The sequence below is a fragment of the Tabrizicola sp. M-4 genome, assembly GCF_051132405.1.
Lineage (GTDB): Bacteria > Pseudomonadota > Alphaproteobacteria > Rhodobacterales > Rhodobacteraceae > Paragemmobacter.
This window is the reverse complement of sequence record NZ_CP128606.1, coordinates 1,434,362-1,453,920: the sequence shown is the minus strand read 5'-3', so window position 1 is coordinate 1,453,920 and position 19,559 is coordinate 1,434,362. Positions and strand designations below refer to the sequence as shown.

The following is a 19,559-nucleotide window of genomic DNA, read 5'->3' as shown; positions in this document are numbered from 1 at the left end:
TGCCCCCCTCGCCGCCTGCGGCGGCTCACCCCCCGAGGATATTTGAAGAACGGATGAAGGCCATGTTCCAGAGCTTTGAGACGACCTCCGATCCCAGCGCAGGACCGGGGCGTCTGGCGCGGCTGCGCGATCATCTGCGGGGCGAAGGCTTGGCCGGTTTCCTCGTGCCGCGCGCCGATGCGCATCAGGGGGAATATGTCGCCGCGCGGGACGAGCGGCTGCAATGGCTGACGGGGTTCACCGGATCGGCGGGTTTCGCCATCGTGCTGCCCGATGTGGCGGGGGTCTTCATCGACGGGCGCTACCGGGTGCAGGTGAAGGGTCAGGTCGATCTGGCCGCCTTCACCCCGGTGCCATGGCCGGAGGTGAAGCCGGGACCGTGGATCGTTGAACATCTGGCGGAGGGCGTCGTGGGCTTCGATCCGTGGCTGCACACGGCGGATGAGGTGGCGCGGCTGGAAGAGGCGCTGAAGGGCTCGCGCGTCACGCTACGGCCGGTGGAGAATGCGGTCGATGCCATCTGGCCGGACCAGCCCCCTGCCCCGCTCGGCGCGGCTTTTCCCCATCCGGTGACGCTGGCGGGAGAGAGTTCAGAGTCCAGGCGCGCAAGGCTGGCGGAGGGGCTGCGCAAGGCAGGCCAGACGGCCGCCGTCATCACCCTGCCGGATTCGCTCTGCTGGCTGTTGAACCTGCGCGGGGCTGATGTTCCCAGAAACCCCATCCTGCATGGCTTTGCCATCCTCCGCGATGACGGGACGGTCGATGTCTTTGTCGATCCGGCGAAACTGGGCGCGGCGGCGCGGGCGGCACTGGATGCGGGCGTCAGGCTGCATCCGGTGGAGGGGTTCGAGGCCGGGTTGCGCGGGCTGGCGGGCGTGGTGCGCGTGGATCGGGGGACAGCGCCGCTGGCCGTATCGCGGATCATCGAGGAGGGTGGCGCGACGGTCGCATGGGGCGACGATCCCTGCCGCCTGCCCAAGGCCGCAAAGAACGCCGCCGAAGTGGCAGGGATGCGCGAGGCGCATCTGCGCGACGGGGCAGCGGTGGTGGAGTTCCTCTGCTGGCTCGACGGGGCGGCGCCCAAGGGCGGGTTGACCGAGATCGACGTGGTCACCGCGCTGGAGGGCTATCGCCGCGCGACCAATGTGCTGCATGACATCAGCTTCGACACGATCTGCGGGGCGGGGCCGAACGGGGCCATCATGCATTACCGCGTCACGCGCGAGACGAACCGTCCCGTGCGGATGGACGAATTGCTGCTGGTGGATTCCGGCGCGCAATATGCGGACGGGACGACCGACATCACCCGTACCGTCGCCGTGGGCGATCCGGGGGCAGAGGCGCGGGACTGCTATACCCGCGTGTTGCAGGGCCTCATCGCCATCTCCCGCGCGCGCTGGCCGCGCGGCATCGCGGGGCGCGATCTGGACGCGCTGGCGCGTTTTCACCTTTGGGTGGCGGGGCAGGATTTCGACCACGGCACGGGGCATGGCGTGGGGGCATTCCTGTCGGTGCATGAGGGGCCGCAGCGCATCAGCCGCGTGTCGGAGGTGCCGCTGGAACCCGGCATGATCCTGTCGAATGAACCGGGGTATTACCGCGAAGGCGCCTTCGGCATCCGGCTGGAAAACCTGATCGTGGTGCGGGAGGCAGAGAAGATGGGCGACATGCGCGACCAGCTTTCCTTCGAAACGCTGACCTTTGCCCCCTTCGACCGCCGCCTGATTCTGACGGGCCGCCTTGGCCCGGATGAGCGTGACTGGCTGAACGCCTATCACGCCGAGGTACTTGCCAAGCTTTCGCCGCGCCTTTCCGCCCCGGCGCGGGACTGGCTGACGACCGCCTGCGCCCCGGTCTGAGGGGCGGGCGGGCGGAGACCTGCCCAAATCCGTGGCGGCTTCGGGCGGCAGGGCGCCGACTTCGGACGAGGCGCTTGCCGCAGGGCCGTGCGAAGCTCAGCCTCGCCGGATCGGCAAGGGAGAACAGGATGAGCGTGACACTGGAAATCAGGCCCGTTCCGGGCCGCTATATCGTGCGGGCCAGCGGGGCCATCATCGGCGAGACGGAGCGCGCGGTGGAACTGGTGGAGGGGGCGCGGGCCCCGGTGATCTATGTCCCGCGCGAGGATGTGGCCATGGCGCTGCTGGATCCGTCGGAACGCCATTCCACCTGCCCCTTCAAGGGCGAGGCGCGCTATTTCACCATCGTCACGCCCGAGGCGCGGCTGGAGGATGCCGTCTGGTCCTATGAGCTGCCCATCGCGGGGGCGGAGGCCATCGCGGGGCATCTGGCCTTCTATCCCGAGAAGGTTCGGGTGGAGCCGCGCTAGGCCGCTTCGGCGGCCACCTTGCGGATGCGTTCCACCATGGCACGCAGACCGTTCGACCGCTGCGAGGAAAGATGTTCGTTCAGCCCCAACCGGCCCAGTTCGGCGGGGGCGTCCACCTTCGCGACTTCCGCCACGGGCAGACCCGCATAAAGCGCGTGCAGCACCGCGATCAGCCCCTTCACGATCATCGCGTCGCTGTCGCCCTGAAAGTCGAACCGGCCCTCGCTTATGACAGGCTGAAGCCAAACCTGACTGGCGCAGCCTTGCACCTTTGTGGCGGGCACCTTGAAGGCCTCGTCCATCGGGGGAAAGGCCTTGCCCAGTTCGATCACATGGCGATAGCGATCTTCCCAGTCGTCGAGGAAGTCGAAGGTTTCGGCAAGCTCTTCAAAGGCGGGGGTGGCCATCGGGTCCTCCGTTGCGCTGACCCTGACCTAGGGCCTTCGCGACGAAAGGTCCACCCTCCGCCGCATCACCTGCGCGGTCCGTTCCGTTCCAGCCAGAGCAGGCGCGCCAGCATGGGCAGAAGCGCGATGCTGGCCGTGGTCATCACCGCGAGCCCCCAAGGCAGAAGTGGCATCCCCACGGCGCGCGCCCGCGGGGCGATGAGCGCGAAGGCCACCGCGACGGCGATGAGAAGATCGAACCAGACCTGATTGCCCGCAAGGTTGGTGCTGTGATTGGTCCAGAAGGTCATCACCCCGTCGCGCCAGAGGGTCAGGGCGGAGAAGGCGGCAAAGCCAAGACCAAGGGCCACCAGCGCCCCGACATGCCACCGGGCGCGGGCCGGACCGCGAGAGACGGCGACCCACAGGATGAAACCCGCAGCCGCGAGATAGGCGAGGGGTGGCAGGATCTGCAACATGGATATACTCCGTAGGGAAGAGGTCGCAATAACGTAGCGACTGCTACATTATTCATGTGGCAGTCGCTTCACAACATGGAAATCGGGGATGCCACGGCCAAAGCCGGACCGGGATGCGCTGCTGGAGGGGCTTGCCGACCATGTGCTGGCACATGGGCTGGCCGCGGCGAGCCTCAGGCCGCTTGCCGCCTCGGTCGGCACGTCGGACCGGATGCTGATCTACCATTTCGGCAGCAAGGACGCGCTGATCGCGGCCATCCTCGAACGGCTGGCGCGGCGCATGGCGACCGGTCTGGACGCGGCGCTTCCGGCGCAGGTCCTGCCATGCGAGGCGGACCTCATCGCCGCCGTCATCGCGCTGATGCGCGCGCCGGAGGTGCGCCCCTTCATGGGGCTGTGGTTCGACATCCTGTCCATGTCGCGCCACGCCGGGGGGATACCCGACGGGGTTGGCCTTGCCATCTTTGACATCTTCCGAGACTGGATCACCCGGCGCCACCCGGACGGCTTGGCCGGATCCGAGCGGACGCTTGCCCTGATCGAGGGGTTGCTGGTCATCGACGCGGCCGGGGCATCCGGGATGGTGGACCGGGTCGTCGCCGCCTTGCCCAGATAGGCCCGCCCTCCCTGCCCTGCAGCGGGTGCTTTTCAAACCGCGCGGCATGGGCTACCCAAGGATCAAGACAACGGGGGACTGGGATGCAACGCAGGGTTTTGCTGGGACTGGGTGCAGTGATGGTGGTGGCAAGCTGTGGCCGCATCCGCGAGTCGCGGCTCAATCCGTTCAACTGGTTCGGACGCGCCCGCCGCCGCGAGGCCGTCCCCGCCGCGCCCGAGGCTCCGCAGGACCCGCGCCTTCTGGTGGCCGAGGTGGTCAGCCTGTCGGTCGATCCCTACAGCACCGGCGCCATCGTCCGCGCCAAGGGCATCCCGCCCAGCCAGGGCTGGTGGGAAGCGGAACTCGTGCCCCGCCCGATCGACGAAAATGGCGTGCTGGTCTATGACTTCCGCGTCTTCCCGCCGCTGATCGAAACGCCGGCAGGCACCCCCCGGTCGCGCGAAATCACGGTTGCGGCCTCACTGTCCACGGTGGCGCTCGATCCGGTGACCGAGATCGTCGTGCAGGGCGCGACCAACGCGCTCTCCTCGCGGCGCTGAGGCGCCCTGCAAGGCGGGTGGGCGGCGTCAGAGACGCACCACCCGCACCTCGCTCCCCTTGGCCGACAGCGCGATCTCTCCCTTGCACAGGCGCAGCGCATCTTCGCCGAAGGCTTCGAACCGCCAGCCGCGGAGCGCCTCGACCTCCCGTTCGCCCGCCGCGATGGCATCCAGATCGGCAGCCGAGGCGATCAGGCGCGGGGCCACGCCAAGCTGTTCCGCCTTGGCCTTCAGCAGAACCCGCAGCAGATCGGCCAGCGCGGGATTGACCTGCAACTGATCGCGGCTGAAATCGGGTTTGGGCATGTCCTCGGACCGCATCTCCATCCCGGCCTTCACGGCGGCAAGGATGCCCTCGGCGATTTCGGGCTTGCGCCCCTCGCGCAGCAGCAGTCGCGAGCGGCCCAACTCCTCCATCGTGGCGGGGCGGGTGGAGGCCAGTTCCAGCAGCGCGTCATCCTTCATCACGCGCGAACGCGGCACGTTCTGCCGCTGTGCGTAATCCTCGCGGAACCGCGCCAGTTCCTTGACGATGGCAAGGAACCGCCCCGAGGTGGTGCGCGTCTTCACGCGCAGCCAGGCCTCGTCGGGCAGGACGGTATAGGTGGCCGGATCGGTGAGGATGGCCAATTCCTCCTCCACCCATTTCGTGCGGCCGTTCTTGGCAAGCTGGGCGGCCAGCCATTCATAGATCACACGCAGATGGGTGACATCAGCCAGCGCATATTCCTGCTGAGCGGCGGAAAGCGGACGGCGCGACCAATCGGTGAAGCGCGAGGTCTTGTCGAGGTTTTCCTTGGCGATCTTCTTTACCAGAGTCTCGTAGCCCACCTGTTCGCCAAAGCCGCAGACCATGGCGGCGATCTGCGTGTCGAACAGCGGATCGGGAAAGACCTTGCCCTCGACGAAAAAGATTTCCAGATCCTGCCGCGCGGCATGGAAGACCTTGACCGTCGCCTTGTGGCGGAAGAGGTCATAAAGCGGCTCGAGGCTCATCTCCTCGCCCTCGATCGGGTCGACGAGGACGGCATCCCCGGCCTTTCCCGGCAGCGCCATCTGGATCAGGCAGAGCTTCGACCAGTAGGTCCGCTCACGCAGGAATTCCGTGTCGATGGTGACATAAGGTTGGGCTTTGGCGGCTTCGCAGAAGGCGGCGAGGTCGTCTGTCGTCGTAATCGTTCGCATCGGCTTCCGTCCTGCCAAAAGGGGGCACGGGGTCATCCCGCCCTGCCCCTATAGGCATCCGGGGCGCAAATTGGAAGAGCGGACCGCCGCCCCGCGCGCCGTCCGGCGCGGGGGGCGAAAAATCTTCGTACGAAGATTTTTCGGAGGCGAAGAATTTTCGTACGAAAATTCTTCGTCCGCGGCATCAAAGGTAGAGCGGGCTCCTGTCCCCACCGGCAAAGCGGCGCAACACGGCGGGGTAAAGCCTGTGCTCCTGCACAAGCACCCGCGCGGCAAGGGTTTCGGCGGTGTCGCCGGGCAGGATAGGCACCCGGGCCTGACCAAGGATCGGCCCGTCATCCAGCACCGGCGTCACCTCATGCACGGTGCAGCCCGCCTCGGCATCACCCGCATCCAGCGCGCGTTGATGGGTGTGCAGGCCGGGATAGAGCGGCAGGAGCGACGGGTGGATGTTCAGCATCCGCCCCGCGAAGCGCCCGACGAAGGCAGGCGTGAGGACGCGCATGAAACCGGCAAGGCAGAGGATATCGGGTTCCGCCGCAAGGATGGGCTCCAGCAGCGCCGCCTCGAAGGCGGCGCGGTCGCCCTTGAAGGGGCGGTGGTCGACCGCCGCCACCGTGACGCCCGCCGCCGCGGCCTTGACGAGGCCCGCCGCCGCCGGATCGTTCGACGCCACCAGCACGGGCTGCGCCGGATGCCCCCCCGCCGCCATGTCGCGCAAAAGCGCCAGCATGTTGGAGCCGCCACCGGAAATCAGGATGGCGACCCGTTTCGTCACAGCAAGCGGCCCTTGTAGACGACCCCCTGCCCTTCCACCACGCGGCCCATGCGGGTGACCGTCTCGCCCGCCTCTGCCAGCAGCGCGGCCAGCGCCTCGGCGCGGTCTTCGGCCACCACCAGCATCATCCCGATGCCGCAATTGAAGGTCTTCAGAAGTTCCGCCTCGGCCATGTTGGCGGTCGTCGCCAGCCAGCGGAACACGGGCGGCAGCGTCCATGTGCCAAGGTCGATCTCGCAGGCCAGCCCTTCGGGCAGGACGCGCGGCGGGTTCTCGGTCAGCCCGCCGCCGGTGATATGGGCCAGCCCATGCACCCCCCCCGCCCGGATCGCGGCCAGCGCTTGCTTGACGTAAAGGCGGGTAGGCGCAAGCAGCGCCGCGCCCAGATCGCCGTCAGAGAAGGGCGAGGGCGCATCCCATGTCAGGCCCGACAGTTCCACCACCTTGCGCACGAAGCTGTAGCCGTTGGAATGCACCCCGTTCGAGGCCAAGCCCAGCAGGACGTCACCCGCCTGCACGCCCGCCGGAAGGTCCGCCCCGCGCTCCATCGCACCCACGGCGAAACCGGCAAGGTCGAAATCGCCTTTGTGATACATCCCCGGCATTTCCGCCGTCTCGCCCCCGATCAGGGCACAGCCCGACGCCTCGCAGCCGGCCGCGATGCCTTCGATAATGCGCGCGGCCTGATCCACCTCCAGCTTGCCGGTGGCAAAATAGTCAAGGAAGAGTAGCGGCTCCGCCCCCTGACAGACAAGGTCGTTCACGCACATGGCAACGAGGTCGATGCCGATCGTGTCGACATTCCCGGTATCGATGGCGATGCGCAGTTTCGTGCCCACCCCGTCGGTCGCCGCCACGAGGATGGGGTCGCTGTAGCCCGCCGCCTTCAGGTCGAACAAGGCGCCGAACCCACCAAGGCCGGAAACGGTGCCGGGCCGGTTGGTCCGTTTCGCGGCGGGTTTGATCCGTTCGACCAGAGCGTTGCCCGCGTCGATATCCACCCCTGCCTGCGCATAGGTAAGGCCCTTCGTCATCGCACCGCTCCGCCGCTGTCCCGCCAATGGCGCGGGGCATATACCAGCCCCGCCCGCGCCGCAACGGCGGATGCCGCCCGCTTGACGCGGATCAAGGCGCGACCGCCGATTTCCGACCAATAAGGCACCGACGCGCGCCCAAGGAGGATATGTCATGTCGCGACTCTTCATGCTGCTCTATTCCCTGATCGGGCCGAGCCTAGCCGGCGTCGGGGTCATCGCCGTTCTGACCATGGGCATGGTCACGCTGAAGCCCATTCTGGTGGCGGCCGCGCTTGGATTTGCCCTCGGTCTGCCCGCCGCCTGGATCGTCGCGCGCCGGATCGCGGACGAGGCCGCCTGACGCGCCCCTTGACCGTCCGGGACGGAAGCCTTACCCCCAAGGCCACGGGGCTGTAGCTCAATGGTTAGAGCCGGGCGCTCATAACGCCTTGGTTGGGGGTTCGAGTCCCTCCGGCCCTACTCAAAATTCGTCCACATGCGTCCAAAGACCTCTGTAAACCCCTGAAATACTGGGGTCTGCGGGGGTCCTTTCGCATCATGCGTCCACATGAGGCCAGATAGGTCTTCGCTTTTGTTGGTATGGTTTGTTGGTATATGGTCTCGATACCAACAGTTTGGAGACGCAGGCCATGGCCCTTACCGACGCCCAATGCAGGGCAGCGAAGGCATCCGAGAAGGTCCAAAAGCTATCCGACGCGCGGGGCCTGTTCCTGCAAGTTACACCTGGAGGCTCTAAGCTTTGGCGCATGAACTATCGGTGGCAGGGCAAGCAGAGAACAGCCGCATTCGGCGCTTACCCCCAAGTGTCCCTCGCAACCGCCCGCCTTCGGGCCGCTGAGTTGAAGGACAAGCTAGCGGCTGGCATTGACCCCGCATTGAAAGAAGGCGCGACCCCTGCCCCGCAGAAGCCGTTCAAAGACGCCGCGCGCGAGTGGTTCAATGCCCGTGAAGCGACGTGGGTTAGCGGTTATGCGAACCGCATCTGGGCGCGGCTACAAGCCGACATTTTCCCGACCATCGGAACCAAAGATGTATCCTCGATCACGCCCGCCGAGATATTGGCCCTGCTGAGAGAGGTGGAGAACCGGAACGCCTTGGAGATGGCAAAGCGGTTGCGGCAGACACTTAGCGCGATCTTCCGCTTTTCCGTCGCCAACGGCTGGGCCACCTCCGACCCCGCCGCGCCACTCGCTGGGGCCTTGAAGTCGCCGCCACGGCAGAAGCATCGGGCAGCCCTGAAGGAAGGCCAGCTTAAGGAGTATTTCGCCGCTCTGGACGCCTACAGCGGCGACCCTGCCACGGCGCTAGGTCTCAGGATCATCGCTCACACTTTTGTTCGGTCATCCGAACTTCGGCTGGCAACGTGGGACGAATTTGAAGGCGACACATGGCGCATCCCAGCCGAAAAGATGAAAATGCGGAAGGAACACATCGTCCCGCTTTCATCCCAAGTCCAAGACATGTTTAAAGAGTTAAAGGAATTAGCCTGCGGATTGAAATGGGTGCTGCCGGGACAATCTGGGCATAAACCCATCTCTGAAAACACGCTAATTTATGGCCTATACAGGATGGGCTATCACTCGCGCGCATCTGTTCATGGATTCCGTTCAACAGCATCAACGATTTTAAATGAATCCGGCCTTTGGCGCGCGGATGCAATTGAAAGACAGCTTGCCCATGTTCCCGCAAATGAGGTTCGCAGCGCATACAACGCGGCGCTTTATTTGGAAGAACGGCGGCGCATGATGCAGTGGTATTCAGACTTCCTAGATAATAAAGTCAAAGGCTAACCATAATCCAGCTTCATCCCTGCGGATAGACTCGCATTAGTGGTGCGAGTATAATCTGCATTGGAGTATAGAAGCAAGAAGGCCCGCGACCTGGAACCCGCGAGCCTTCTAATTGGAGAGTGAAGCCGTGAAGCATCTTAAAAATAGCAGTGATGATTTCGAAGCGCAATACCAGATTGTGCGTCCACATGCGTCCACATGCTTCCCGTTGGATGCAACTAACTCTCGTCTGGTGGAAGCTGGTGCCGCGCTGCATTGGCTAAAGCCTCGCAGCAAGGCCCCTGTAGCGGAGGCGTGGTCAACCGCGCCACGGGCGAATCGATCCGACCTTGAACGGAAATATGACACCGGGGCGAACCTTGGAGTCCGACTGGGCGAACCGTCGCACCTGGCTGCCGGATACCTCCACCTGATTGATCTCGACATTCGCAAGCCAGAGGCATCTGAGGCCGCATGGGCAGAGTTGCGACGGCTGGTGTCGAACCTGGATGAACTGCCGGAGGTGGAGAGCGGCAGCGGTGCCGGCCGTCACTTCTACTTTTTCAGCCTCACCCCCCTACGGTCTGAGAAGCTGGCCAAGGGCGATGGCTGGGAGATTGAGTTGTTCGGAACTGGCAAGCAAGCGGTCTTGCCCCCATCGATACATCCAGACACGGGCAACCCCTATCGCTGGGTGCGCCCGCTTGACCTTGACCTTATTGAACTGGGTATCGGCCCGACTGCGAAGATATCCCAAAAGGAAAGGAAGTCTTCGGCTGCGCTGCCAGAGGAACCCGACTGGCCGAGAATCCACAGCGCCCTAGCAGCGATTTACGATGCATCCGACTATCAAGAGTGGATCTCGATTGGCCTAGCCCTTCACAACGTTTCAGGCGGTTCTGATCTTGGGTTTCAAACTTGGTGCAACTGGGCAAAGCAGGACGAGAGGTTTAGCCTAAAGGAGCATCGGGCCAAGTGGCGGAGTTTCAAGCGTGAAGGCGTTACTGTCGCCACGCTATTCAAGACTGCCATGAATTACGGATGGAACCCCCCTGCCCCAGTTTATGGCCCAGAGGACTTTGACGATCTTCCTGCAATCCCGGCCCCCAAGTTCAAGATCATGCTTGCGAAGAACGGCGAGCCGAAAGCGACCTTGAATAACGCAATCGCATTCTTGGACCGCGTGAATCGGGAAAAGGGCTTTTCGATCCGTAAGAACCTAATGACGGGGCGGGACGAATGGCAGGCAGGCCCGATCAATGATGCCGACCTTGGCCTGATCCGGGTGGCCATTGAACAGGCCGGAATGCATGCGGTGGGCGCGGAACTCACTGCGGGCGCTGTTCGGGCAGTAGCAGAGTTGAACGGCTATCATCCTATCCGGGATTGGCTGCAACAGTTGCCGCGCCATGATGGGAAGCCGCGCCTGGACTCGTGGCTGACTGAGTATCTGGGGGCAGAGGCCACGCACTACAGCCGCGCGGTTGGCAGGGCCTTCCTTGTGGCGATGGTCGCGCGGGTAATGCGTCCGGGCTGCAAGCATGACCATGTGTTGGTGCTGGCAGGATCTCAGGGCATCGGCAAATCCACGGTCTGCCAGTTGCTAGGCAGCATCTGGACAGGCGACAACATGCCCTCAATTCGGGACGGCGGGGAAGCTGGCCTATATCTGCGGGGGCATTGGCTGGTGGAACTGGCGGAACTTGCCCCTTCAAGGAAGGCCGAAGCCGAAGACCTGAAGGCGTTCCTAAGCCGTTCAACAGATGAGATCCGCGCCCCATACGCGCGACGGGCAGACGTGGTGGCGCGCCAATGTGTCTTTGTCGGAACCACGAATGAAACCGCCTTCCTTAAGGACGCGACGGGCGGGCGGCGCTTCTGGCCCGTCACCTGTGGCGCGAAGATCGAGACCGACGCCCTAGCCCGCGACCGGGAACAGCTTTTCGCGGAAGCCTTGGCTGCATTCAATGCGGGCGAACCGTGGCACCTTTCGCCGGAACTGGAACGGGCAGCGGCGACCCAGCAAGAACAGGCCCGCGAAGAACATCCATGGGAAGAACCGATTAGGGCCTTTCTTGACGGTGACGACACATTGGACCGGCAGCCGAGAAACCAAATCAAGGTTGCTGAGGTGATGGAGTTTCTTGGAATTCCAACCGCCCAACAGACAAGCGGCAACTCAAGGCAGGTTGGGGCAATCCTTCGATTGCTGGGATGGTCGCGTGATCACAAGCGAAACGGCAAGACATGGGTGCGGCAATGATGGCTCAGGATCAATCATGCGTTTCGATAAACCCAACCGCCTTCGAATGTGACCCATGTGACCCATGCGTGACCCATAAAATTAGCCGATGGGTCACGTTGATTATCTCGCCTTTACAATGCCTTAGCATCGATGTGACCCATGTGAACCATGAATCCACCAAAAGACTAGCTGGGAGAGACTACACAGCATCAGGGCAGCATGCGCAGGGGCCGCGTATCGCAGGGGGTAATATAGGAAAACATGGGTCACATGGGTCACATGGGTCACCGATGGGTCACGTTCTGCCAAGTGACCCTTGGCCCGTGACCGCGAAGATGGGTCTGGATCGAAGATCGTTTCCCTTGGGTCCTATCCGCTGGGGTGCATCGCGGGGTTCGCAGACCCCGATTCATTCCGCTTTGCAGAAATTTTCCGATCATCAATCCAAATAGGTGATGCATGGTAATCCATTATCCTGAGATCGATGAACTGCTAGGCGAACTTCCTGCCCCTGCCCCTGCCCCATCCGGCATTCCTGAGGTAATGACGGGCGGGGAACTGGCGATGTTCCTAGGCATCCAATCCGCAAGGGTGAATGACCTCGCCCGCGATGGAGTGATGGTCCGGGTGGGCCGGGGCCGCTTCGATGTTCGGAAGTCGCTGCACAATTACCTAGCGCGGCTGCGGGATGGTGCGGTCAAGGGCGGGCCGCAGACCGATGAACTGAAGGCTGAAAAGCTACGCCTGGCACGGGAACAGGCGGACAAGCTGGAAATATCCAACGCGGCAGCGCGGGGCGAACTGGTCAGGGCTGCCGAAGTTGAAAGGGAGTGGGCCAACGTCCTGAGGGATGTTCGGTCCACCATGCTGGCCGTCCCGTCGCGGGTAGGATCGAAGCTTGTCCACCTCAGCGCCCATGACGTTGCCGCGATAGAAGCGGAGATCAAGGCAGCCTTGGAAGGACTCGCCAATGGGGATTGAAGCCATTCGTCGCCGCGCCATGCAGGCCCTTCGCCCGCCCGCTGATCTGCCCCTAGCAGACTGGATTGAAGCCAGTATCTTCCTTCCGCAGAATGCCAGCGCCCTGCCGGGGCGGATGAAGCTTTGGGCGTATCAGCGGGGCATCTGCGATGCGCTGGACAGTCCAGATATCGAGCGGGTAACGGTCCTGAAATCCGCCCGCATCGGCTATACCGCGCTGCTGTCTGGCATCATCGCAAGTCACGTCGCCAACAGTCCTGCCCCAATCTTGGCCGTCCAACCGACTGCGGACGATGCCCGAGACTATGCCGTGGACCTGGAACAGGTCTTTGAAGCATCGCCAACCCTTCGCGGGCTTCTGACAGATGAGGCCGATGAGACGGGACGGTCAACGATGCTGAATAGGCGCTTTCCGGGCGGCAGCCTGAAATTCCTAGCCGCGAAAAGCCCTCGATCCCTTCGCCGCCATACCGCGAAAATCCTGATCTTGGATGAGATCGACGGCTTCGAAGTATCGCAGGAAGGCGACCCGATAGAACTCGCCACCATGCGGACAATGACCTTCAGAGACCGGAAGATCGTGGCAGGGTCAACGCCCGTCTTCGACTTCGGACCTGCAACCCGCCTTTACGACAAATCCGACAAACGGGTGTATCAATGCCGCTGCCCTTCCTGCGGCGAGTTCTCGGAAATCAAATGGGCGGATATTCATTGGACCGAAGGCGACCCAGAAACCGCCCATTGGGTCTGCCCTCAGAACGGTTGCATTGTGGAAGAACGGCACAAGCCCGCGATGGTTGCAGCCGGCCGTTGGCGCGCAACTGCCCCAGAGGTGAAGGGCCACGCGGGATTCAAGGTCAATGCCCTGATCAGCCCGCACTTCAACGCCCGCTGGGGGAAGCTTGCGGCAGAGTGGTTAGAGGCCAAGAAAAGCCCTGAGACTCTTCAGACCTTTACGAACTTGGTCCTAGGGGAACCGTGGCGGACGGATGGGGAGGAACTGGACGAACATGAACTATTCGGGCGCAGGGAACCCTTCAGCCTGGACGCGCTGCCGGATGATGTTCTGTTCCTAACGGCAGGCGTGGACTGTCAGGACGACCGCCTAGAATGCGTGATCATGGGACACGGGCGCAGCGATATCTTCGCACTCGATCACCGCGTATTCTGGGGGCCGATCGACGGGGAAGCGGTCTGGCAGGATCTCGACTCGCTGCTTAAGGAAACGTGGAAGCATCCCAACGGCGGCGCAATCCGCATCGATGCTGCATGCATCGACAGCGGCGACGGGGGTCATACAGAGATCGTCAACAGCTTCACCCGCCCGCGCTATGGTCGGAGGGTGGTGGCAATCAAGGGGGTTGGGGGCTTTTCCCGCCCGTTCCTACAGAAATCAGGGGCCAAAGGGCAGCTTCTATGGCTGGTGGGGTCGGATGCGGTCAAAGCGCACCTATTCGCCCGCCTAGCGCGCGGGATGGGCGTTCGCTTCGGTGACGCCCTGGAACCTGTCTTCTTTGAGCAACTCACCTCCGAACGGAAGGTGGTCAGGTATGCGCGGGGCGTTCCCCAAGCACGGTTCGAAAGGATCAAGGGGAAGCGGGCTGAGACCCTAGACGCCACGGCCTATGCATGGGCGGCGCGGCAGTTGATTGGGGTGAACCTTGACAGGCGGGCGGAAGAACTGTCGAGTCAGGCAGCGCCGAAGGCCAAACCTTCGGTTATTCGCAGCAAGTGGTTGGACGGATCATGAATGGAGTGAGAATGAGAATACTTTACCACTACACCACCCTCCAAACATTCCTTTCGATAGTCGAAAGCAAGTCTATAAGATTTAGCGATCTCTCAAAAAGCAATGACAGAGCAGAAGGAAAGTTCATTCTGCAATGCTTAGCCGAGCAATTGGGGCCGATGAGAAAGTCAGAAGCGCTCAAGTCAATCATCCTAAATCAATTAGAAAAAATAATTGACCTATACCCGCACTTTGGATTCTGCATGACCTCTAACGGAGATGACCTTGGCCAATGGCGCGCATATGCGAATGGTGGACAGGGAGTCGCAATTGGATTTAATGTTGATCGGCTCGCCGAATGCGTTAAATCGTCACCTATTGGAGATTCAACAAAGATCTCAACGGTTCGATATGGCAAAGATGAAGTGACTGCGCATACTAGTGAGATTCTTGAGATAGTCGAAAAGATTGACGATAGTTTCTTTTTAAACGTTGAGCGGGGCAGTAGTGGCGAAAGACTATCATCTCCTAGTGAACTGTTCAACTTGTTTCAAGCAATAGAACGTTTCTCTAAAAACTGCTATGATATCAAGAATGGAAGCTTTCTTCTGGAAGATGAAACTCGAATAACGCAAGGGATGTCTTCAACAACCGCAGATTTTCTGAAGTTCTTTGTAAGGCAATCTAGAATTGTTCCATATTACCAAGTAGAAATTGAACCTGAATGCATCGAGCATATTGTGGTAGGCCCAGAGTTTGAGGGAGGACCGCATGAGATAAACCGAGTCCTTTCAACATGGAGCAACTCGATGGTAAAGACGGCGGTATTTCGATCCGGATCATCAGCTAGGGCATACTGATTTCAAATCACTAAACCGGCCAATAGCTTCCGCCAACGTGGCGCAGCGATATGGCACCTCTGAGACCCAGCGACTCCCGTCTAGCTGGCAGATATGCCCCGGCTCAAATCCATTTTCACGCTGAAACACGACAGGATAGACTGCGGGGAATTGACCGATGGCAGCGCCAATCCAAATCGGCTGATCTTCGACTTGCAGCATAATGCGACTCCTTGTTTCGATGGAATCAAGCATCACTTCAGGTCAATTCAAATGCAAGAAACGTGTAAATTGAGTTTCACGCTTAAAGTGAAAACGCCCGGTCAAGGTTTTCCAGCGAGATCGGAATTCCGTCATCCCGCATCTTGTTTGCGATAAGGATTGCGGCAACTTCGAAGGGAACGCCCAGCTTGGCTAGGGCCTTGGCATAGCGGCGAAGCGCCTTCTGTTGATCTCTGCTCATTTGCCCGCCCCTTTTTATGGTGAAGTGGGCGGAGGTAGGACTCTGCCGGAGTTACCCCCGCCCACTCATAGCACCCGTTACCCCTAACGGGACCTCCCACCACCACGCGGGAAGTGAGACCGTTCTAGCGCCTTGATCTGAATCGTGTCAATACTTGAACCGAATCGTGCAAGTCGTTAGAGGTGGTCTCAACAAAGGAGACCCGCCATGCGCCTTGCCCAAATCGCCACCATCCTGGCACCTCACTTGAAGACCACCCCGGAAGACCTGCAAGGCATCTTGCGCGGTCCCATTCTGTTGAAGCTTCTGGAAGGCTTGCCGGGGAAGGGTCCGACCTCACCGACCGACTACGACAAGGCAGAGGTGGCGCGGGCGCGTCTGTTGCTCGCTGCCCGTTCTTGCGGTCTGAGCGGCGAAGAACTCACAACGTTCAACAGCGCATTGAATCAGCCCCCCACCTTTATTGGCAAGCATCCGAACTGGGCGCAGGGAGACGGCGCGATTGTGTATCCGTCCGCCCTTCACTCGATCATCCGGGGCGCGAAGGAAGGCGAGACTTGGGTGGTGGAACTGAACTTCACCCAAGGGCGCGACGGGCAACGGAACATAAAGACAAGCGTCTATTGGCTAGACGGCGACGAAACTTCCAGCCGCGCCGCGCGGGCGGTTCGCCTGTTGGACCTGCACAACGGCGAAACCCACCTTGGGACGCTGCTTTGCCCTGCATCCGATCTGATCCTTCCTGTTCTGGCATATGTGGTGGACTGAATGAAATTCCCTAACCTCAGCCGCATCTTCGGAAAGTCCGAATCCACCCGAACTCGCCGCTATGATGGCGCTGCCGGGGGCCGTCGCGGCTGGGGCATGGGAACCTTTGGCCGGATTAATCCTGAAACCGCTGCCGCTGGCACCGCGCTGCGGTCGCGGGCCTACTACTTGGCTCAGAACAACCCATGGTTGAATAATGCCGTTGGAAACCTGACCGGGGCGCTTGTGGGGGCTGGCATCCAGCCTTCAGCGAGACATCCCGACGCCGCTACCCGGAAAGCCCTCAACCGCTACTTTGCGGAATGGTGCAACCGCGCGGACGCGGAAGGCCGAAGCGACTTCGCAGGGCTGCAAGTGGCAGTTGCCGACTCCATGGTGAAGGCAGGGGAAGCCCTCGCCATGATCATTGAGACGGCAGACGGGCCGCGCCTTCGCGTCCTGCCCCCGGAACTCTTGGACGAGTCCAAGACTGCGGAACTGTCAGACGGGCGGGCGATCTTTGCGGGGGTTGAACTAGACGCGACGGGCCGTCGCGCTGCTTACTGGATCATCCCCGAACGCCCCGGACAGGCTTGGCAGACCAACGCCCCTTCGGTGCGCGCGGACGCCGAATTCGTGCTTCACGTCTTCAAGCCCCTCGCGCCGGGGCAGTTGCGTGGCGTGTCTTGGCTGGCCCCCGTGATCCTGCCCGCGTCCGACTTCGACCGCCTCTGTGACGCCCTATTAAAAGGCACGCAGGTCGCGGCGATGCATGCGGGCTTTATCGTGGACATGAACGGGACCGGGGAACCCTATGACGGCGAGACCCCCAGCCTTGAACCGGGGGCCTTGATCCGGCTGCCGAACGGAACCGACATTAAATTCAACTCGCCCCAGCAAGCCCAGCAAGTCGCGGAATTCCTGAAGTTGAACCTTCGGCAACTCGCGGCAGGCCTGGGGCTGCCGGATCACATGCTTTCGGGTGACTTGACCGGGGCGAACTATTCCAGCTTGCGGGCTGGACTCCTGCCGTTCCGGCAGCGGATGGAACAGGTTCAATATACCGTGCTGGTCCCGCAATTCTTGGCCCCCGTTTGGCGCGCGGTGATCCTGCATGGCATCCTGTCGGGCGATCTGGACGCCCCAGACTTCGAAGCGAACCCAGATGCCTATTTGCAGGCCGATTGGCTGCCTCCGAAACCGCTGCAAGTGGACCCGCTGAAAGACATTAACGCGACGGTCGCAGAGATCGAAGCTGGGTTGACCTCGCGCCGGAAAGCCGTGGCGGAACGGGGCTGGGTCTTCGAAGACCTAGAGGAAGAACTTCAGGCCGAACGCGGGGGGACCGTCCCCAATGGCTAAGAAGCCCCTCAAACCCACAGAATTCAAGAATGGGTGGCGGCGGCAACTCGCTGACTCCGATGCCCCGATCACCCTTCCCCGCGCGCCATGGGAAACAGCCAAGGACTCCGACGATGACCGCAAGCCCGCTTGACCTCACCCGCGCTGCCGCGACGTTCACCCCGTCCACCTATGACGCTGAGGCAGGCACCATTGAAGCGGTGGCATCCACCTTCGCGGACGTGGTGCGGCGCGACCCCAAGGGGGCTTACCTGGAACGCCTGGACCCCGCTGGGCTGGACCTGTCGCGGGTGGACGGTGCGCCATTGCTTGACGGGCATAGAACCGACTCCGCCCGCGACGTGATTGGAACCGTGGTCGGGCATGGGATGGAGGCGGGGAAGCTGGTGGTGACGATCCGTCTCAGCCAAGCACCCGACGCCGCGCCCATCGTCGCCCGGATCATTGAAGGCACGGTTCGCGGGGTCTCGATTGGCTACCGCGTGACCCGCTGGGCTGACTCCACTGAGAATGGCCAAAGAATTCGAACAGCAAAGGAATGGCACATGATGGAGGTTTCGGCGGTCCCGATTGGAGCTGACCGGGACGCTCGTTTCCGAAGCGGAGATATCCCAATGACCACAGAAGTTGAAGAAAAGGCGCAGACCCGCGCGGAGATCCGAGCGATTGCCCGCGCTGCCAACCTTCCCGCCGATTGGGCAGACGCCCAAATTGACGGAGACGCGACCGTGACCGATGCCCGCGCGGCTGCATTCGAAGAAATGCAGAAGCGCAGCGCCGCGTTGCCGAAGATCAAGGTGGGGCCGTCCAATGACGATCCCGCACAAATCCAGACCCGCGCGGCTGATGCGCTGGCCTTCCGGATGGTGGGTGGTGAACTGCCGGCCGCAAGTCGTGATTTTGTGGGCATGAGCCTGCGTGATCTGGCAGCCGACTGCCTGACCCGTTCCGGGGAGTCCGTTCGCGGTCTCAGCGCCGATGATCTGTTTCAGCGGTCCCTGACGACTTCCGACTTCCCGCTGGTGGTTAGCAACGCCATGGGCAAGGTGGCGGCGCAAGCCTATCAGGCTGCCGAAAGCCCCCTTAAGGCGCTGGCGCGGCAGCGGACCCTTCCGAACTTCAAGGAAAGCACTTCCATTCGCATTGGCGAGATGGGCCGTCTTGAACCCATGACCGAGCAAGGCGAATTCAAGCATACCAGCCGCGCCGAGTCCGGTGAGGTGATGCGACTGGAAACCTTCGGTCGGATGATCAACGTAAGTCGCAAGCTTCTGATTGACGACGATCTGAACCTTCTGGGCGATATGACCGCTGCCATGGGCCAGGCCGCTGCCCAGACCGAAGCCGAAGAACTGGTTTCCATGCTGACCGGCAACCCGGATCTCAGCGACGGGACGCCCGTTTTCGACGTGAGCCGGGGCAACAGCGTTTCGGGTGCGGGGTCTGCCCTGTCTGAAACTGCCCTGTCCGCCGCGCGGAAGCATATGCGGACGGTGAAGGGGCTGGACGGCAAGACGATCATCGCGGCAACGCCGAAGTATCTGGTGGTCTCGCCCGATCTGGAAACCGCTGCCGAAAAGCTGCTGGCGACCATCTACGCGCCGACCACGGATGATGTGCAGCCGATCCGGCTGACTCTGGTGGTGGAACCGCGCCTGACCGGGGCGACGTGGTATGTCATTGCCGATCCGGCGCAACTGCCCTCCCTGCAATATGGCTACCTTGCAGCCGCGCAGGGCGTCCAAATCCAGCGGCAAGAGGCGTGGAACACGCTGGGGATGCAATTCCGGGGCTGGCTGGACTTCGGAACGGGCTGGCTGGATTGGCGCGGTGCCTATCGCGCAGCGGGGGCCTAAGTGGCAACGCTTGCCCAGCTTCAGGAATGGCGCGACCGCTTGAAAGACGCCCGCTTCAACGGGCTTCGATCAGTCCAAGACAGCAACGGGGAACGGGTGGAATACAAGAGCGACTCCGAACTCGCCCGCGCTATTGCCGCAGTTGAATCCGAGATTGCCGGGGCATCGCGCCCCCGGCAATCCATCCTTTATCCACTCACAAGCAAAGGGGTCTGA

Annotated in this window: 21 protein-coding genes and 1 tRNA gene; 15 read left to right on the top strand and 7 right to left on the bottom strand. The window is 62.1% G+C overall.

All coding sequences use genetic code 11. From position 1 onward, the window contains the following. Positions 1-62 precede the first annotated feature (62 nt). Entirely contained in the window at positions 63-1,859 is a 1,797-nt protein-coding gene (locus TabM4_RS07000; protein ID WP_434620382.1) for an aminopeptidase P family protein, read from the top strand. A 128-nt stretch (positions 1,860-1,987) separates the two neighbouring features. Next, a complete protein-coding gene (locus TabM4_RS06995; RefSeq protein WP_434620379.1) occupies positions 1,988-2,329 on the top strand; it encodes a DUF427 domain-containing protein in 342 nt (113 codons plus the stop codon). Here TabM4_RS06995 and TabM4_RS06990 read toward each other — a convergent pair. Both TabM4_RS06990 and TabM4_RS06985 read right to left on the bottom strand, forming a co-directional pair. Further along, positions 2,326-2,736 carry a SufE family protein gene (locus tag TabM4_RS06990; RefSeq protein ID WP_434620376.1) on the bottom strand — a complete coding sequence of 137 codons (411 nt, stop codon included), beginning with the start codon at positions 2,734-2,736 and terminating at the stop codon, positions 2,326-2,328. The two genes, TabM4_RS06995 and TabM4_RS06990, sit on opposite strands and share 4 nt — an antisense overlap. 65 nt (positions 2,737-2,801) lie before the next feature. Continuing rightward, complete coding sequence (locus tag TabM4_RS06985; protein WP_434620373.1) at positions 2,802-3,194, bottom strand: hypothetical protein; 393 nt, start codon at positions 3,192-3,194, stop codon at positions 2,802-2,804. 88 nt (positions 3,195-3,282) lie between these two features. Here TabM4_RS06985 and TabM4_RS06980 point away from each other — a divergent pair, with 88 nt between their 5' ends. Beyond that, complete coding sequence (locus tag TabM4_RS06980; RefSeq protein WP_434620370.1) at positions 3,283-3,810, top strand: TetR/AcrR family transcriptional regulator; 528 nt, start codon at positions 3,283-3,285, stop codon at positions 3,808-3,810. 83 nt (positions 3,811-3,893) lie between these two features. Beyond that, a complete protein-coding gene (locus TabM4_RS06975) occupies positions 3,894-4,352 on the top strand; it encodes a hypothetical protein (protein WP_434620367.1) in 459 nt (152 codons plus the stop codon). A gap of 27 nt (positions 4,353-4,379) precedes the next feature. On the opposite strand, the gene rnd is transcribed toward TabM4_RS06975, so the two are convergent. From rnd to purM, 3 genes are all read right to left on the bottom strand, one after another. Continuing rightward, a complete protein-coding gene (gene rnd / locus TabM4_RS06970; protein WP_434620364.1) occupies positions 4,380-5,537 on the bottom strand; it encodes a ribonuclease D in 1,158 nt (385 codons plus the stop codon). Between the two features lie 184 nt (positions 5,538-5,721). Then, positions 5,722-6,315, bottom strand: a complete 594-nt coding sequence (gene purN, locus TabM4_RS06965; RefSeq protein WP_434620361.1) for a phosphoribosylglycinamide formyltransferase — start codon at positions 6,313-6,315, stop codon at positions 5,722-5,724. Continuing rightward, the gene (gene purM / locus TabM4_RS06960) at positions 6,312-7,349 is read right to left on the bottom strand and encodes a phosphoribosylformylglycinamidine cyclo-ligase (protein WP_434620358.1); all 1,038 of its coding nucleotides are present in this window, start codon (positions 7,347-7,349) and stop codon (positions 6,312-6,314) included. The genes purN and purM overlap by 4 nt, the downstream gene beginning before the upstream one ends. A 154-nt stretch (positions 7,350-7,503) precedes the next feature. Here purM and TabM4_RS06955 point away from each other — a divergent pair, with 154 nt between their 5' ends. From TabM4_RS06955 to TabM4_RS06925, 7 genes are all read left to right on the top strand, one after another. Continuing rightward, entirely contained in the window at positions 7,504-7,692 is a 189-nt protein-coding gene (locus TabM4_RS06955) for a CTP synthetase (RefSeq protein WP_434620355.1), read from the top strand. A 46-nt stretch (positions 7,693-7,738) separates the two neighbouring features. After that, positions 7,739-7,811, top strand: a tRNA-Ile gene (locus tag TabM4_RS06950). Between the two features lie 170 nt (positions 7,812-7,981). Continuing rightward, on the top strand, positions 7,982-9,142 hold the full coding sequence (locus tag TabM4_RS06945) for a tyrosine-type recombinase/integrase (RefSeq protein ID WP_434620352.1): 1,161 nt from the start codon (positions 7,982-7,984) through the stop codon (positions 9,140-9,142). 112 nt (positions 9,143-9,254) lie between these two features. Continuing rightward, entirely contained in the window at positions 9,255-11,384 is a 2,130-nt protein-coding gene (locus TabM4_RS06940) for a VapE domain-containing protein (RefSeq protein ID WP_434620349.1), read from the top strand. Between the two features lie 525 nt (positions 11,385-11,909). Further along, positions 11,910-12,347 (top strand): DNA packaging protein, encoded by a 438-nt coding sequence (locus tag TabM4_RS06935; RefSeq protein WP_434620346.1) that lies wholly within the window; start codon positions 11,910-11,912, stop codon positions 12,345-12,347. Further along, positions 12,337-14,097, top strand: coding sequence for a phage terminase large subunit family protein (locus TabM4_RS06930; protein ID WP_434620343.1), 1,761 nt, complete (start codon positions 12,337-12,339; stop codon positions 14,095-14,097). The genes TabM4_RS06935 and TabM4_RS06930 overlap by 11 nt, the downstream gene beginning before the upstream one ends. Positions 14,098-14,108: 11 nt before the next feature. Then, positions 14,109-14,936 (top strand): DUF2971 domain-containing protein, encoded by an 828-nt coding sequence (locus TabM4_RS06925; RefSeq protein WP_434620340.1) that lies wholly within the window; start codon positions 14,109-14,111, stop codon positions 14,934-14,936. Here the strand turns inward: TabM4_RS06925 and TabM4_RS06920 are convergent. Together TabM4_RS06920 and TabM4_RS06915 are read right to left on the bottom strand one after the other, a co-directional pair. Then, positions 14,919-15,170: a hypothetical protein gene (locus tag TabM4_RS06920; protein WP_434620337.1), complete on the bottom strand. Its 252-nt coding sequence runs from the start codon at positions 15,168-15,170 to the stop codon at positions 14,919-14,921. The genes TabM4_RS06925 and TabM4_RS06920 overlap by 18 nt on opposite strands. Positions 15,171-15,219: 49 nt before the next feature. Then, the gene (locus TabM4_RS06915) at positions 15,220-15,378 is read right to left on the bottom strand and encodes a hypothetical protein (protein WP_434620334.1); all 159 of its coding nucleotides are present in this window, start codon (positions 15,376-15,378) and stop codon (positions 15,220-15,222) included. A 207-nt stretch (positions 15,379-15,585) separates the two neighbouring features. Here TabM4_RS06915 and TabM4_RS06910 point away from each other — a divergent pair, with 207 nt between their 5' ends. The 4 genes from TabM4_RS06910 to TabM4_RS06895 all read left to right on the top strand — a co-directional run bounded on the left by TabM4_RS06910 (position 15,586) and on the right by TabM4_RS06895 (position 19,559). Beyond that, positions 15,586-16,146: a hypothetical protein gene (locus TabM4_RS06910; RefSeq protein ID WP_434620331.1), complete on the top strand. Its 561-nt coding sequence runs from the start codon at positions 15,586-15,588 to the stop codon at positions 16,144-16,146. Then, positions 16,147-17,487, top strand: coding sequence for a phage portal protein (locus tag TabM4_RS06905; RefSeq protein ID WP_434620328.1), 1,341 nt, complete (start codon positions 16,147-16,149; stop codon positions 17,485-17,487). A gap of 113 nt (positions 17,488-17,600) precedes the next feature. After that, the gene (locus tag TabM4_RS06900) at positions 17,601-19,343 is read left to right on the top strand and encodes a prohead protease/major capsid protein fusion protein (RefSeq protein WP_434620325.1); all 1,743 of its coding nucleotides are present in this window, start codon (positions 17,601-17,603) and stop codon (positions 19,341-19,343) included. Beyond that, on the top strand, positions 19,344-19,559 hold the full coding sequence (locus TabM4_RS06895; RefSeq protein WP_434620322.1) for a phage head-tail joining protein: 216 nt from the start codon (positions 19,344-19,346) through the stop codon (positions 19,557-19,559). It abuts the gene before it with no gap.

What these genes read in the sequence shown, in the direction of transcription:
- TabM4_RS07000 (WP_434620382.1), top strand. Translation starts at nt 63, where the DNA reads ATGTTCCAGAGCTTTGAGACGACCTCCGATCCCAGCGCAGGACCGGGG.
- TabM4_RS06995 (WP_434620379.1), top strand. Translation starts at nt 1,988, where the DNA reads ATGAGCGTGACACTGGAAATCAGGCCCGTTCCGGGCCGCTATATCGTG.
- TabM4_RS06990 (WP_434620376.1), bottom strand. Translation starts at nt 2,736, where the DNA reads ATGGCCACCCCCGCCTTTGAAGAGCTTGCCGAAACCTTCGACTTCCTC.
- TabM4_RS06985 (WP_434620373.1), bottom strand. Translation starts at nt 3,194, where the DNA reads ATGTTGCAGATCCTGCCACCCCTCGCCTATCTCGCGGCTGCGGGTTTC.
- TabM4_RS06980 (WP_434620370.1), top strand. Translation starts at nt 3,283, where the DNA reads ATGCCACGGCCAAAGCCGGACCGGGATGCGCTGCTGGAGGGGCTTGCC.
- TabM4_RS06975 (WP_434620367.1), top strand. Translation starts at nt 3,894, where the DNA reads ATGCAACGCAGGGTTTTGCTGGGACTGGGTGCAGTGATGGTGGTGGCA.
- rnd (WP_434620364.1), bottom strand. Translation starts at nt 5,537, where the DNA reads ATGCGAACGATTACGACGACAGACGACCTCGCCGCCTTCTGCGAAGCC.
- purM (WP_434620358.1), bottom strand. Translation starts at nt 7,349, where the DNA reads ATGACGAAGGGCCTTACCTATGCGCAGGCAGGGGTGGATATCGACGCG.
- TabM4_RS06955 (WP_434620355.1), top strand. Translation starts at nt 7,504, where the DNA reads ATGTCGCGACTCTTCATGCTGCTCTATTCCCTGATCGGGCCGAGCCTA.
- TabM4_RS06945 (WP_434620352.1), top strand. Translation starts at nt 7,982, where the DNA reads ATGGCCCTTACCGACGCCCAATGCAGGGCAGCGAAGGCATCCGAGAAG.
- TabM4_RS06935 (WP_434620346.1), top strand. Translation starts at nt 11,910, where the DNA reads ATGACGGGCGGGGAACTGGCGATGTTCCTAGGCATCCAATCCGCAAGG.
- TabM4_RS06930 (WP_434620343.1), top strand. Translation starts at nt 12,337, where the DNA reads ATGGGGATTGAAGCCATTCGTCGCCGCGCCATGCAGGCCCTTCGCCCG.
- TabM4_RS06925 (WP_434620340.1), top strand. Translation starts at nt 14,109, where the DNA reads ATGAGAATACTTTACCACTACACCACCCTCCAAACATTCCTTTCGATA.
- TabM4_RS06920 (WP_434620337.1), bottom strand. Translation starts at nt 15,170, where the DNA reads ATGCTTGATTCCATCGAAACAAGGAGTCGCATTATGCTGCAAGTCGAA.
- TabM4_RS06915 (WP_434620334.1), bottom strand. Translation starts at nt 15,378, where the DNA reads ATGAGCAGAGATCAACAGAAGGCGCTTCGCCGCTATGCCAAGGCCCTA.
- TabM4_RS06910 (WP_434620331.1), top strand. Translation starts at nt 15,586, where the DNA reads ATGCGCCTTGCCCAAATCGCCACCATCCTGGCACCTCACTTGAAGACC.
- TabM4_RS06905 (WP_434620328.1), top strand. Translation starts at nt 16,147, where the DNA reads ATGAAATTCCCTAACCTCAGCCGCATCTTCGGAAAGTCCGAATCCACC.
- TabM4_RS06900 (WP_434620325.1), top strand. Translation starts at nt 17,601, where the DNA reads ATGACCGCAAGCCCGCTTGACCTCACCCGCGCTGCCGCGACGTTCACC.